12 protein-coding genes are annotated in these 13,914 nt (G+C 66.2%); 7 read left to right on the forward strand and 5 right to left on the reverse strand.

Annotated features, from left to right (window positions below; all coding sequences use genetic code 11):
• Positions 1-251: 251 nt before the first annotated feature.
• The gene (locus DU475_RS13260; protein WP_047309781.1) at positions 252-1,679 is read right to left on the reverse strand and encodes an FAD-binding oxidoreductase; all 1,428 of its coding nucleotides are present in this window, start codon (positions 1,677-1,679) and stop codon (positions 252-254) included.
• A gap of 66 nt (positions 1,680-1,745) precedes the next feature.
• Here DU475_RS13260 and DU475_RS13265 point away from each other — a divergent pair, with 66 nt between their 5' ends.
• Positions 1,746-2,279, forward strand: a complete 534-nt coding sequence (locus DU475_RS13265) for a thioesterase family protein (RefSeq protein WP_047309780.1) — start codon at positions 1,746-1,748, stop codon at positions 2,277-2,279.
• Here DU475_RS13265 and DU475_RS13270 read toward each other — a convergent pair.
• Positions 2,276-2,449: a DUF1328 domain-containing protein gene (locus DU475_RS13270; protein ID WP_013501609.1), complete on the reverse strand. Its 174-nt coding sequence runs from the start codon at positions 2,447-2,449 to the stop codon at positions 2,276-2,278. The two genes, DU475_RS13265 and DU475_RS13270, sit on opposite strands and share 4 nt — an antisense overlap.
• 312 nt (positions 2,450-2,761) lie before the next feature.
• Between DU475_RS13270 and DU475_RS13275 the strand changes: the two genes are divergently transcribed.
• The 4 genes from DU475_RS13275 (at position 2,762) to DU475_RS13290 (ending at position 7,587) form a co-directional block, all read left to right on the forward strand.
• On the forward strand, positions 2,762-5,356 hold the full coding sequence (locus DU475_RS13275; protein WP_164632402.1) for an ATP-dependent helicase: 2,595 nt from the start codon (positions 2,762-2,764) through the stop codon (positions 5,354-5,356).
• A complete protein-coding gene (locus DU475_RS13280; RefSeq protein WP_047309778.1) occupies positions 5,356-5,640 on the forward strand; it encodes a type II toxin-antitoxin system HicB family antitoxin in 285 nt (94 codons plus the stop codon). The genes DU475_RS13275 and DU475_RS13280 overlap by 1 nt, the downstream gene beginning before the upstream one ends.
• A gap of 262 nt (positions 5,641-5,902) precedes the next feature.
• On the forward strand, positions 5,903-6,823 hold the full coding sequence (locus DU475_RS13285; RefSeq protein ID WP_047309777.1) for an ABC transporter ATP-binding protein: 921 nt from the start codon (positions 5,903-5,905) through the stop codon (positions 6,821-6,823).
• Positions 6,824-6,825: 2 nt separating this feature from the next.
• Positions 6,826-7,587, forward strand: coding sequence for an ABC transporter permease (locus DU475_RS13290; RefSeq protein WP_164632415.1), 762 nt, complete (start codon positions 6,826-6,828; stop codon positions 7,585-7,587).
• 101 nt (positions 7,588-7,688) lie between these two features.
• Here DU475_RS13290 and DU475_RS13295 read toward each other — a convergent pair whose 3' ends face one another.
• Positions 7,689-8,036 (reverse strand): hypothetical protein, encoded by a 348-nt coding sequence (locus DU475_RS13295; protein ID WP_013501604.1) that lies wholly within the window; start codon positions 8,034-8,036, stop codon positions 7,689-7,691.
• Between the two features lie 269 nt (positions 8,037-8,305).
• Here DU475_RS13295 and DU475_RS13300 point away from each other — a divergent pair, with 269 nt between their 5' ends.
• Entirely contained in the window at positions 8,306-9,067 is a 762-nt protein-coding gene (locus DU475_RS13300; protein ID WP_164632403.1) for a L,D-transpeptidase, read from the forward strand.
• A gap of 37 nt (positions 9,068-9,104) precedes the next feature.
• Here DU475_RS13300 and DU475_RS13305 read toward each other — a convergent pair whose 3' ends face one another.
• Positions 9,105-11,384 carry a spermidine synthase gene (locus DU475_RS13305; protein ID WP_164632404.1) on the reverse strand — a complete coding sequence of 760 codons (2,280 nt, stop codon included), beginning with the start codon at positions 11,382-11,384 and terminating at the stop codon, positions 9,105-9,107.
• Between the two features lie 160 nt (positions 11,385-11,544).
• Here DU475_RS13305 and DU475_RS13310 point away from each other — a divergent pair, with 160 nt between their 5' ends.
• A complete protein-coding gene (locus DU475_RS13310) occupies positions 11,545-13,155 on the forward strand; it encodes a phytoene desaturase family protein (protein ID WP_164632405.1) in 1,611 nt (536 codons plus the stop codon).
• Between the two features lie 68 nt (positions 13,156-13,223).
• On the opposite strand, the gene DU475_RS13315 is transcribed toward DU475_RS13310, so the two are convergent.
• Entirely contained in the window at positions 13,224-13,526 is a 303-nt protein-coding gene (locus tag DU475_RS13315) for a hypothetical protein (protein ID WP_164632406.1), read from the reverse strand.
• Between the last annotated feature and the right edge of the window lie 388 nt (positions 13,527-13,914).

Below are 13,914 nucleotides of genomic sequence, written 5' to 3' on the forward strand. Positions count from 1 at the left end.
CGCCTCGGCTTCGAACGGACCGCGAAACTGGTTCCAGTCAATCAGAAACGGCCCGACCAGCGCGGCGAGCAGCGCCAGAATCAGCGCGATAGCCAGGCCGAGCAGCGTCGTCTGCACGCGGTTTCCCCTCAGGGGCGTTGCGACGCCCTCGCCGGCGTCGTTCCCTTGTGATTTCAACGCCTAGCGACAGACTGTGGCGAACTCACAGCGACTTCAAGCGGCGGATTCACGCCGCCGGAATATCCTGTGGTTCAAATCCCTTGCGGCAGGATCTTGCCGGGATTGAAGATGTTCTGCGGATCAAGCGCCTGCTTGATCGCGGCCATCGCCTGCAGCGCTTCGAGCCCGAGCTCGGCCTGCAGATATTTCTGCTTACCCTGACCGATGCCGTGCTCGCCGGTGCAGGTGCCGTCCATCGCCTGCGCCCGTTCGACCAGTCGGTGCATGAACTCGTCGGCCCGCGCCATCTCCTCGGCGTCATTGACGTCGCACAGCAGCGAGCAGTGGAAATTGCCGTCGCCGACATGGCCGACGATCGGTGCCAGCAGTCCGAGCCGAATGAGGTCCGCCTCGGTCTCGCCGACGCAATCGGCCAGCCGCGAGATCGGCACGCAGACGTCGGTGGCAACGACGCCGACACCGTCCCCCTGGCGCAGCGCCCGCACCGACCAGTAGGCGTCGTGCCGGGCCTGCCACAGCTTGTTGCGATCCTCGGGGCGCGTCGTCCAGGTGAAGTCGCCGCCGCCGCAATCTTTGGCGATGGCGCCGAAATTCTTCGACTGCTCGGCGACCTCGACCTCGCTGCCGTGGAATTCGAGCAGCAGCAGCGGCGTCTCCGGCAGCGTCAGCTTGGAATAGGCATTCACCGCCTTGACCTGGGACTGGCTCATCAGCTCGATCCGGGCCAGCGGAATGCCGGTCTGGATCGCCAGGATCACCGCCTGACAGGCGTCGCTGACCGACGGGAACGAGCAGGACGCCGCCGCGATCATCTCCGGAATGCCGCGCAGCTTGATGGTCAGCTCGGAAATGATGCCGAGCGTGCCTTCCGAGCCGACGAACAGGTGAGTCAGGTCGTAGCCGGCCGCCGATTTCTTTGCGCGGGTGCCCGTGGTGATGATCTCGCCGTCGCCGCGCACCACCTTCAGCGCCAGGATGTTGTCGCGCATCGTGCCGTAGCGCACCGCATTGGTGCCGGAGGCGCGGGTCGCCGCCATGCCGCCGATCGAGGCATCGGCGCCGGGATCGATCGGGAAGAACAGCCCCTGGTCGCGCAGATTCTCGTTCAGCGCCTTGCGGGTGACGCCGGGCTGAATCACGCAATCGAGATCTTCGGCATGAACTTCGAGGATCTTGTTCATGTCGCGAAGGTCGATGCAGATGCCGCCGGCCGGGGCGTTGACGTGGCCTTCCAGCGAAGTTCCGGTGCCGAACGCGATCACCGGGACGCTGTGCTGCGCGCAGATCCGCACCGTGTCCTGAATATCCGCCGTCTCCTGCGCCATCACCACCGCGTCCGGCGGCTGGTTCGGCAGCCAGGTCGTGGTGTGGCCGTGCTGCTCGCGCACCGCGAGCGAGGTGACGAGGCGGTTGCCGAACCGCGCCGCGAGCGCTTCAATGGCGCTCGCCACGGCCTGCGGCTCGGCGCGCTTCGGCGTGTTGGTGATGGTCAGGCCCACGACAAAAACTCCTTCGGAACGGGGCGACCGTGGCAAAGGATACCGGAGGGGTCAAGGGAGGTAGGATTGACTTTGGAAGTAGATCGCAATGTCGAGATTGCCCGCGCGACCGCGCCGTTCCGGTCGTCGGTGATGCAGATCGAGCCGGGCTGGATCGATTATAACGGCCACCTCAACATGGCCTATTACAACGTGCTGTTCGACCGTGCGATCGATCAGATCTGGAGCGAACTCGGGATCGGGCTAGACTATCTCAACACGCGCGGCGGCTCGACCTTCACGGCCGAATGCCACGTGCGCTACTTGCGAGAGATCCATCTCGGCGATCCGGTGCAGGTCGCCGTCTACATCATCTCCGCCGACGAAAAGCGGATCCACACCTTCGAAGAGTTGCGCCACGCCGAGGAAGGCTGGCTATCGGCCACGTCGGAAAACATGTCGGTACATGTCGATATGGCGAGCCGAAAAGTGGCGCCGTTTCCGGACGACCTTCGCGCCACGATCATGCGGGTCGCCGCGGCGCATCGCGACGCTCCGCAGCCCGAGGGCATCGGACGAAGCATCGCGATGCCCTCGAAGCGTGCGGCGACGGCGCGCTAGACCCGGGAGCGGCCGCGGAAGATGCTGACCACCGCCGAGATCAGGAACAGCACGATCGCGATGAAGAAGATGATCTTGGCGATTTCGATCGACGCACCGGCGATACCGCCGAACCCAAGCAGACCCGCAATCAGCGCAACCACGAGAAACGTCACGACCCAACCCAACATGATGACCTCCGTTTCGCTTCAGGCACCCGCTGGGGGCCGCCTTTTGGACTGAAGCGCCGCCGGTTTCGGCTGCGCCGCTTGGCGAAACAATCCAGGCCAAAATCGAAAGTTCCGGCCGGTTTTTGTGTGTCAAGACGTCATTTTCACGCGAGATAGCGGAACGGAATCGGTTTGAAAGGCCGACGCGCCGGCCTGCGATGCGTGCCCGAGCCTGTCGGTAGCGGCCCGCTGCGCCTATATCGGCGGATAATCCTGCTCTAAAGGCTCCTCTTCGGGCCCCGCAGCGCGGCTGTGGGTGGTAAAACGATTCGCATGACCGATCCGACCAAGCGCCAGCCTCTCGACCTCTCCAGCTATCAGCCCGCCGCCGGCGGCATCGCCGCGCGTGCCCGCGCCGCGGCCGGCCCGGCCTATTTGTCCGGCCTAAATCCGGAGCAGCGCGACGCCGTTGAGACACTGGACGGCCCGGTACTGGTGCTGGCCGGCGCCGGCACCGGCAAGACCCGTGTGCTGACCACGCGGATCGCCCACATCCTCTCCACCGGCCGCGCCCGGCCCGCCGAGATCCTGTCGGTGACCTTCACCAACAAGGCCGCGCGCGAGATGAAGCTGCGGCTCGGCCAGATGCTCGGCCAGGCGGTCGAAGGCATGCCGTGGCTCGGCACCTTCCATTCGATCGGCGGCCGCATCCTGCGCTATCACGCCGAACTGGTGCAGCTGACCTCGAACTTCACAGTGCTCGATACCGACGACCAGATCCGCCTGCTCAAACAGTTGCTCGCCGCCGACAATATCGACGACAAGCGCTGGCCGGCGCGGATGCTGGCCGGGCTGATCGACGGCTGGAAGAACCGCGGCCTGACGCCGTCGCAGGTCCCGGCCGGCGAAGCCGCGATGTTCGGCAACGGCCGCGGCGGCAAGCTCTACGCGCAGTATCAGGAGCGGCTGAAGATCCTCAACGCCGCCGATTTCGGCGACCTCTTGCTGGAGAACATCCGACTGTTCCGCGAACACCCCGACGTGCTGCGGCAGTATCAGAACCGCTTCAAGTTCATCCTGGTCGACGAGTATCAGGACACGAACGTCGCGCAGTATCTTTGGCTGCGGCTGCTGTCGCAGGCACCGAGCACGCCTAAGGCCACACGCGACGTCGAGACCTTCCTAACCTCTCCCCCTCGGGGAGAGGTCGGCGGGCGCAGCTCGCCGGGTGAGGGGGAACGGTCGTCCGAGAGCGTGGTGCCCCCTCACCCCACCCCTCTCCCCGGAGGGGAGAGGGAGCAGGCCGCCGTCGTCGCAAGGCAGGACGCCCCACCCAAAAACATCTGCTGCGTCGGCGACGACGATCAGTCGATCTACGGCTGGCGCGGCGCGGAGGTCGACAACATCCTGCGCTTCGACCACGACTTCCCCGGCGCCAAGGTCATTCGCCTCGAGCGCAATTATCGCTCGACCGGCCACATCCTCGCCGCCGCCTCGCATCTGATCGCGCACAATGAAGGCCGGCTCGGCAAGACGCTGCGCACCGAGGATGTCGACGGCGAGATGGTCACCGTCACCGGCGCGTGGGATTCGGAAGAAGAAGCCCGCGCGATCGGCGAGGAAATCGAGCAGTTGCAACGCCAGGGCCATGCGCTGAACGAGATCGCCATTCTGGTGCGCGCCTCGTTCCAGATGCGCGAATTCGAAGATCGCTTCGTCACGCTCGGCCTGCCCTACCGCGTGATCGGCGGCCCGCGGTTCTATGAGCGCGCCGAAATCCGCGATGCACTGGCGTATTTGCGGGTGATCAACTCACCGGCCGACGACCTCGCGTTCGAGCGCATCGTCAACGTGCCGAAGCGCGGCCTCGGCGAGGCCACCGTACAGATGCTGCACGATCATGCCAGGAAACGCCGGATTCCGCTGTTCGAGGCGGCCAGGATGGTGATCGATACCGACGAGCTGAAGCCGAAGGCGCGCAGCAGCCTGCGCGGCGTGGTCGAGAGCTTCGAGCGCTGGCAGGTGCAGCGCGACGCGCTGTCCCATACCGAGCTGGCAGAGATCGTGCTCGACGAGAGCGGCTACACCGAGATGTGGCAGAAAGACCGCTCCGCCGACGCCGCCGGCCGGCTGGAGAACCTGAAAGAACTCGTCCGCTCGATGGAAGAGTTCGAGAATCTTCAGGGTTTCCTGGAGCACATCTCGCTGGTGATGGACCGCGACGGCGGCGCGGATGAAGACGCCGTCAGCGTGATGACGCTGCACTCCGCCAAGGGCCTGGAATTCGAGACCGTGTTCCTGCCCGGCTGGGAGGAAGGTCTGTTTCCGCATCAGCGCGCGCTCGACGAACAGGGCCGCGCCGGCCTCGAGGAAGAGCGCCGCCTCGCCCATGTCGGCATCACCCGCGCCCGCAAGCGGGCAAAGTTGTACTTCGCCACCAACCGCCGCATCCACGGCACCTGGAACACGACGATCCCGTCGCGCTTCCTCGACGAACTGCCGGCCGCCAATGTCGAGATCACCGAGTCGAAAGGCGGCTCAGGCTGGGGCGGTATGAGCGGCTATGGCCCGTCGCGGTTCGACAATGTCGAGTCGTTCGGCTCGAGCTATTCGACGCCGGGTTGGCAGCGCGCCCAGGCGCAGCGCAGCCGCGGCGGCGGTGGCAGCACCGGCGGCCGCGGCGGCGGCTTCGGCGAAAGCGGGGCGTCCTACTCGTCCGGCAGCACCCGCCGCGCGCCCTTCACCATCGAGGGCGAGCTGGTCGCCAAATCCACCGGCACCGAGTCCGCGTTCTCGCTGAAAGACCGTGTCTTCCACCAGAAATTCGGCTACGGCCACGTCACCAAGATCGACGGCAACAAACTCACCATCGCGTTCGACAAGGCCGGCGAGAAGAAGGTGGTCGACAGTTTCGTGGAGCGGGTGTGATGGCTCACTACGTCGCCTTGATCCATCAGGACGCCGACGGCAGCTACAGCGTGTCGTTTCCCGACATTCCGGGTGTCGTCACCGCCGGCGAGACGATCGACGAAGCCGAAGAAGAAGCCGCCGAGCTTCTCTCCTTCGCGGCGGAGGATCCGGACGGCGCGATCGTGTTCAATCCGCCGCGCACGATCGACGAGTTGAACAGAGACCCGGCGTTCGTCGAGGCGAGCAAGGACGCGATCGTCGCGCTGATCGAGTATTCCGCCGACGCGGGCGCTGCCGAATAGCAGATTTCCGTCATGGCCGGGCTCGTCCCGGCCATCCACGTTCTCCAGGCTGCAGCGTTTGAAAGACGTGGATGCCCGGCACAAGGCCGGGCATGACGGTGCCAAAATGCGATTCGAATTCTCGCAACAGATTTGGGCGTTTCCTCCGGGTTCGTCCCGTCCCCCTGTCGGTTGCGTCCGCGCTCGGCCGTCCTTATGTAAGCCGCCCGCACGTTCCGGCTGCGTTCCGCCCTTTTCCTGCGCCCCCACGCCACGAGCCCGCATGGCCCCGATCATCTCCGTCAAAAATCTGAGCAAGACCTACGGCACCGGGCGCAAGGCGCTGAACGGGGTCAGTCTCGACATCATGGGCGGCGAGATTTTCGCGCTGCTCGGGCCGAACGGCGCCGGCAAGACCACGCTGATCGGCACGATCTGCGGGCTGGTGCAGGCCAGCTCCGGCAGCATCACCGTCGGCGGTCACGACATCGTCGAACAATACCGCGCAGCGCGCGAGATGATCGGGCTGGTGCCGCAGGAGCTGCACACAGACGCGTTCGAATCGGTGTGGGACACCGTCAGCTTCTCGCGCGGTCTGTTCGGCAAGCCGAAGAACCCGGCACACATCGAAAAGGTGCTGCGCGACCTGTCGCTGTGGGACCGCAAGGACAGCCGGATCATGACGCTGTCCGGCGGCATGAAGCGCCGGGTGATGATCGCCAAGGCGCTGAGCCACGAGCCGCGGATCCTGTTTCTCGACGAGCCGACCGCCGGCGTCGACGTCGAGCTGCGGAAGGGGATGTGGGAGGTGGTGCGCGAGCTGCAAAAAGCCGGCGTCACCATCATCCTGACCACGCACTACATCGAGGAAGCCGAGGAGATGGCCGACCGGGTCGGCGTCATCAACAACGGCGAACTGATCCTGGTCGACGAGAAATCGGCGCTGATGCAGAAGCTCGGCAAGAAGCAGCTCAAGCTGTATCTCGACGATCCGATCGAGGCGGTGCCGCCGCAGCTCGCCGCCTACGGCCTGATGCTGTCGGACGACCGCAGCAAGCTGATCTACACCTACGACACCCGCGCCGAGCACACCGGCATCACCGCCCTGCTCGGCGACGTCCGCGCCGCCGGCATCCGTTTCCACGATCTCGACACCAGCCAAAGCTCGCTGGAGGAGATCTTCGTCAGCCTGGTGAGGGCGTGAGCATGAACTGCCGGGCGATCCGCGCGATCTATCTGTTCGAAATGGCGCGAACCTGGCGGACGCTGATGCAGAGCATCGTCTCGCCGGTGCTGTCGACCTCGCTGTATTTCATCGTGTTCGGCGCCGCGATCGGCTCGCGGATCGATCAAGTCGAAGGTGTCAGCTACGGCAGCTTCATCGTGCCCGGCCTGATCATGCTCAGCGTGCTGACGCAGAGCGTCGCCAACGCCTCGTTCGGCATCTACTTCCCGAAATTCACCGGCACGATCTACGAGATCCTGTCCGCCCCGGCCTCGTTCCTGGAGATCGCGCTCGGCTATGTCGGGGCCGCTGCAACCAAGTCGATCATTCTCGGCCTGATCATCCTCGCCACCGCCGGCCTGTTCGTGCCGCTGCACATCGCCCATCCGGTGTGGATGTTCGGCTTCCTGGTGCTGACCGCTGTGGCGTTCAGCCTGCTCGGCTTCATCATCGGCATCTGGGCGGACGGCTTCGAAAAACTGCAGGTGGTACCGCTGTTGATCATCACGCCGCTGACCTTCCTCGGCGGCAGCTTCTACTCGATCTCCATGCTGCCCCCGGTCTGGCAGACCATCGCGCTGTTCAATCCGGTGGTCTATCTGGTCTCCGGCTTCCGCTGGAGCTTCTACGAAATCTCCGATGTCGATATCGGGGTCAGCGTCGCCGCCACCTTCGGCTTTCTGCTCGCGTGCATGGCGGTGGTGTGGTGGATCTTCAAGACCGGCTATCGCCTGAAGTCCTGAACACTCTCACTGCTTGCGACGTCGTTTCATGAAAGATGTCGTTTCATGAAAAAAGGCGCGGCCAGTCCGGCCGCGCCTCGTCAGATTGTGAACCGCTCGCCTCAGCGGCGATAGCAGCGAAACTTGCCGCTGCGGGTGTAGTAGCCCTTGCAGCGATGGCCGCGGTGATATCGATAGCGCGGGCCCTGGTTCGGCAGGCCGAGCACGCCGTTCACCGCACCGACCGCACCGCCGACGCCGGCACCGATCGCGCCGCCGACGACGCCGCCGACCGGCCCCGCGGCGCGATTGCCTTCCCGCGCGCCCTGCTCCGCGCCGCGCACGATGCCCTGCGAATGACCCGCGGTCGGAATCGCCAGCACCGCGAGCGCCAGAGCGGCAGCCGCGAACAGCGCTTTGAACGGGGTTTGCTCGGCGCGAACGGCACGCGCTTTGGCAGTGGTCTTCATCGATGTCCCTCCGGATTGAAACGCCCGACAGAACGGCGGGCGCGGACTCTGCGGCATACTAACACGCGGGCCCGGATCGGGTTCCCGTTCTGCCGAGATTTCGCCGCGCAGGTGTCTTGATGCTGCCGCCGGAGTCGCCGAAGCCGTCTTAACGATGCCGACGGTTTTGCCGCTGCGGCGCGGCGGCAACTGGAAACTCGGGCGGTCGCTGTGCATATTACCGGCGGGCGGGCAAGGAAGTGACAGGATCGGGCCAGGAGGCCGGCACCATGCGTTCGTATCTCGTTTCTCTCACCGGCCTGATCCTGCTGGCAGTGTCGACCACCGCAGAGGCGAAAGTCGCCATCACGGTCGACAAGGACAACCAGCAACTGACGGTCGCCGTCGACGGCGTCGAGCGCTATCGCTGGCCTGTGTCGACCGGCAATCCATCGCACGAAACGCCGAACGGCAATTTCCAGGCCTTCCGGATGGAAGCCGACCATTATTCCAAGGAGTTCGACGACGCGCCGATGCCGCATTCGATCTTCTTCACCAAACGCGGCCACGCCATCCACGGCACCGATGCGGCCGGCAAGCTCGGCGTGCCGGTGTCTCACGGCTGCGTCCGGCTGTCGCGCGACAACGCCGCGACGCTGTTCGCGCTGGTGCAGAAGGAAGGCGTGCTCAACACCACGGTGACGCTGAGCGGCTCGTCGCAGGTGGCGCTGGCCCGGCTGAAGACCAAGAACGGCAACGCGGTCGCCCGCGCCGAACCGGCTCCTGCGGCGCCGAGCTATGATGCCGCCGGAGAACTGCTGCCCAGCCGGCCGCGCGCGGTCCGCCCGCGGGTCGCCGACGACGGCTACATCTATCCGGCCGAAGGCGGCTACGACGATCGCCGTTACCCGGCACCTCCCGGCTATCGCCGCGTGGCGCCGCCGCAATACGGCGATTACGTCGACAACGACTCCTACGCCGAGCAAATTTACGCGCCGCGGCGCTATTACCAGCCGCGCGGCTGGTATGAGGGTGGTTACTCATCGTACTGACCCGCGCAAAAACCGACTCGATCGACGCGCGCGGCCCTTAGTCCTCACCGTCGCGCAGCCGGCGCCACACCGCGCCGAGGATATTGGAATAGTCGTCGGTCCACGCCCGCTCGCCGACGCGGGGCGCGGTCAGGCGCCAGTCTGCGTTGCCGGCGAGGTTGCCGATGTCGGCTTGGTCCATCGCCGAAATCACCACCGTTGTCGCGAAAACGTAGTCGGCATCGCGCCCGGCATCGTGCGACGCCACCCAGCTCTTCAGCCCGTTGGCGTCGGCGATGCCGACCGCGACGCTCGCCAGTTCGAGATGGCGGTTGGAGACGTGCATCAGCACCGCGCCCTGCGGCGCCAGCTTGGATTTATAGATCGCCATCGCCTCGCGGGTGGCGAGATGGATCGGAATCGCATCCGACGAATAGGCATCGACGATGATCAGGTCGTAGGCGCCGTCCGGTTCGTGCGCGAAGGTCAGCCGCGCATCTCCGACCACCGGCTGCAGGTCCGGCGCGCATTTGCTGACGAAGCTGAAATATTTCGGATCGCGCGCGGTATCGATCATCGACTGGTCGATCTCGAAGAACCGCCACGGCTCGCCCGGCGCTGCCGCGCAGGTCAGGGTGCCGGAGCCGAGCCCGATCACCGCGACGCGGATCGGGCCGCCCTTGCGTTCGCGGATCGCCGCGATCGCCTGTCCGATGCCGCCGTCCTTGTAATAGTAGGAGATCGGCTCCGGCCGCCCGGTGACCGGCGTGCCGTCGTCATTGCGCACCCGCTCGGCGCCGTGGATCGTGGTGCCGTGCAGCAGCACATGAAAGCGGCCGTCCGCCGTCACCTGGATCTTGTGCACACCGAAGAAGCTGCGCACCGTCTCGACCCGACCCTCGTCGGCCGGATACAGCCGGATCAGCAGCAGCGCCAGCGCCACGGTCGCGAGCAGCTTGGCGCGGCCGGCGTTAAGTACCAGCGCGATTACGGCGGCGAACGCGGCGACGTCGCCGATCATCAGCACGCGGTTGGTCATGAGCCAGTCGTGCAGCTTGCCGTCGGTGAACGCCGAGGTGATCAGCACCGCCGCAACGGCCCCGATCAGCAGCCAGATCGCCAGCGACCATTGCGGCCTGCGCTCCGGCAATTTCGGTCGGCACAGCACCGCCAGCGCCAGCAGGATCGGATATTCGGCGATCCAGGAGAACGTGTACGGCGCCACCAGCCCGGCGAACAATCCGCCGACCATGCCGCCGAACGACAGCGCCACATAGAAGCCGGTGAGATGCCGCGCCGGCGGCCGGGTTCGCGCCAGCTCGCCATGGCTGGCCATCGCGATGATGAAGAAACACACTAGGTGTCCGCCGAGCGTCAGCGGCAGATTGTGCTCGGAGGCCGACGACGCCAGCAGCACGATGATCACCGCGATCGCGACCGGCTGCAGCGCCAGCATCGCGCCGTGGGGCAGCAGCGGCCGCGACTGGAATACCAGCACCCACGTCAGCAGGTACAGCGACAGCGGCAGCACCCACAGCAGCGGCGCCGCGGCGACGTCGGTTGAGATGTGCGCGGTGACGGCGATCAGCAGCCCGGACGGTACCGCGGCGAGGAACACCCAGCGCGCCACCGTCAGCCATGACGGCGCCGGCGCGTCGCTGTCCTCACCGGCGACGTCGGCCGCGGCCGTTGCCGGCGCGCGCAGCAGCAGCACGCCGCAGGCCGCGATCAGCAAGATCAGCACGCCGTAGCCGGCGGTCCACGCCAGGTTCTGCAGCCGCAGCGTCAGCATCGGCTCGAGCAGCACCGGATAGGACAATAGCGCCAGGAAGCTGCCGATGTTGGAGGCGGCGTAAAGGAAGTACGGATCACGGCCGTCGGGATGGCCGGTGCGGACGAACCACGCCTGCAGCAGTGGATTGTTGGCGGCGAGCGCGAAGAACGGCAGGCCGATCGACACTGCGAACAGGCCGAGCAGCCAGAACGCGGAGCCGCTGGCCGGCGGTGTCCCCCAACCGTCCGCAATCGCCAGCGGCAGCGTCAGCAGCGCCGCGACCAGCAGCAGGAGATGGACGACGACCGGCACCCGGCGGTCGGCAAACCGGCTCAGCCCGTGCGCATAGGCGTAGCCAGCGAGCAGCAGCGACTGGAAGAACACCATCGCCACCGACCACACCGCCGGCGAGCCGCCGAGCCGCGGCAGCACCATCTTGGTGAACAATGGCTGCACCGAGAACAGCAGCAGCGCGCTGACGAAGATCGCGATGGTATAGACGATCAGGATCTGCCGGTTGCGCACCGGGCTGTTGGGGCCCGCGGCCAAGGTCGATTCGGTCATGGCGGCTCCTGCTGCGGTCCGCCGCGGCGGACGCTCGACATCGTCGGCCATGGCGATGAATTCCGGCAGGCCCGTGACGCGCCGCATCCTAGCGTCGCTCCGTGAACGATGGCAAAACCAGCCGCGAACGCCCTTGTCACACCGGCCCGGGAACCTTCCGATGTCCGATCCCGACGTCCTGATCATCGGTGCCGGCCACAACGGCCTCACCTGCGCGGCCTATCTGGCGCGCGCGGGATTGAAGGTGAAGGTGGTGGAGCGCCGCAGCGTGGTCGGCGGCGCCGCGGTGACGCAGGAGTTTCATCCCGGCTTCCGCAATTCGGTCGCGGCCTACACGGTCAGCCTGCTCAATCCGAAAGTGATCGCCGACCTGAAGCTGCACGAGCACGGCCTGAAAATCGTCGAGCGCAAGGCGCAGAATTTCCTGCCCGCCCCGGATGGCCAGTATCTGCTCACCGGCGGCAACGCCACCGCCGCCTCACTGGCGCGGCTCAGCCCGCATGATGCCGCGGCGTTCGGCGCCTTCGCGGCCGAGCTCGAAACCATCGCCGACGTGCTGCGGCATTTCGTGCTGCGCGCGCCGCCCAATCTGGTGGCGCAGTTCGGCTTGCCGGCGATCCGCGAGAGCCTGAACGCGCTCGGCACCGCCAACCGGCTGCGCGCCCTGACGATCGAGCAGCAGCGGCTGCTGCTCGACCTGTTCACCTGCTCGGCCGGCGAGATGCTCGACGCGCGGTTCGAGCACGATCTGGTCAAGGCGCTGTTCGGCTTCGACGCCATCGTCGGCAACTACGCCAGCCCGTATGCAGCCGGCTCGGCCTATGTGATGCTGCATCACGCCTTCGGCGAGGTGAACGGCAAGAAGGGCGTGTGGGGCCACGCGGTCGGCGGCATGGGCGCGATCACAGTTGCGATGGCCGCCGCCGCGCGGGCCGCCGGCGCCGAGATCGAGACCTCGGCGGGTGTGCGCGAGGTGCTGGTCGAGAAGGATCGCGTCACCGGCGTCAGCCTCGACGATGGCCGCACGCTGCGCGCCCGTTTCGTTGCGTCCAACGTCAATCCGAAGCTGCTGTACACCCGCCTGCTGCCGCAGGACGCGCTGCCCGACGACGTCCGCCGCCGGATGCAGCATTGGAAGACCGGCTCCGGCACCTTCCGGATGAATGTCGCGCTGGCGAAGCGGCCGTCGTTCACCGCGCTGCCCGGCGACGGCGACCACCTCACCGCCGGCATCATCATCGCCCCGAGCCTGACCTACATGGACCGCGCCTATCAGGACGCCCGCGCCCACGGCTGGAGCCGCGAGCCGGTGGTCGAGATGCTGATCCCCTCGACGCTCGACGACAGCCTGGCGCCGAAGGGCCAGCACGTCGCCAGCCTGTTCTGCCAGCACGTCGCCCCCGAGCTGCCGGACGGCGCCTCCTGGGACGACCATCGCGACGAAGTCGCCGATCTAATGATCGCCACCGTCGACCGCTACGCGCCGGGCTTTGCCGCCAGCGTGCTCGGCCGCCAGATCCTGTCGCCGCTCGACCTCGAACGCGAGTTCGGCCTCGTCGGCGGCGATATCTTCCACGGCGCGCTCAGCCTGAACCAGCTGTTCTCGGCGCGCCCGCTGCTGGGCCACGCTGACTATCGCGGCCCGCTGAAGGGTCTCTATCACTGCGGCAGCGGCGCCCACCCCGGCGGCGGCGTCACCGGCGCCCCGGGCCACAATGCGGCCGCGGCGATCCTCAACGACCACCGCAGCTTGTTCGCAAGCCGCGGATAAGTCCGGGGATAAGTCTGTGGATAAGCTGTGGAAAACTTGTTGACGACGGGTACGCTGCGGAGCGTCTCTCAGCCGCGCAGACAGCGCTTGGCTTCGGCGATTTGAGCCAAGCTGTAGCCGTTCTTGAGCGCCCAGGCGATCGACTTGGCCCGGCCGTGTTCGCTGACGTAGTAGCGCACCGTGACGCAATCGACGCCTGCCGGAATGGCGGTCTGCCCGGCTGGGAAAGCGACCGGCGTCACGCCGCCCTGCCCCTCGGCGAAAGCCGCGGGCGTGCCGACGGTCGCGAGCAAGGCTGAAACGACCACCATCGTAGACAGTTTTCGGCGCCGGGTGGCGGTCGCGCACAGAACTTCGTTGGCCTTGCTCATCAAACCTCATGTCGTTGTCGGGGATCGTCGCTGGCGGCGCCGTCATTGGAGCTGCGGCCAAGCGCGCGAACCCATTGGCCAAAGAACAAGGCGACAATAGGACTCTCACAACCAAAACCTGAAACGCAGCCGGGATGGAACTGGTTCCGTGCAGTTGCGTGTGAGTGCTGTTCGAGAGGCGAGGATCGCGGCCTGCCAGAAATGTGCGTAGCAGAACTTCCGAGTCGTTTCTGTTCTGCGCGCAGGGGCTTGGCGTGCGTTCGTCAGGCTGTGCACGAATCTGTCGACAAGTTGCGCGAAGGCTGTGGAGAACTGTGAATCTTGCGGATTCAACCCTGTGCATAAGTCATGGACAAGCTGTGCGTTTCCGGCGCAGAAGCGGTGGACG

The sequence above is a fragment of the Rhodopseudomonas sp. WA056 genome (genome assembly GCF_010906995.1).
Taxonomy (GTDB): domain Bacteria; phylum Pseudomonadota; class Alphaproteobacteria; order Rhizobiales; family Xanthobacteraceae; genus Rhodopseudomonas; species Rhodopseudomonas palustris_G.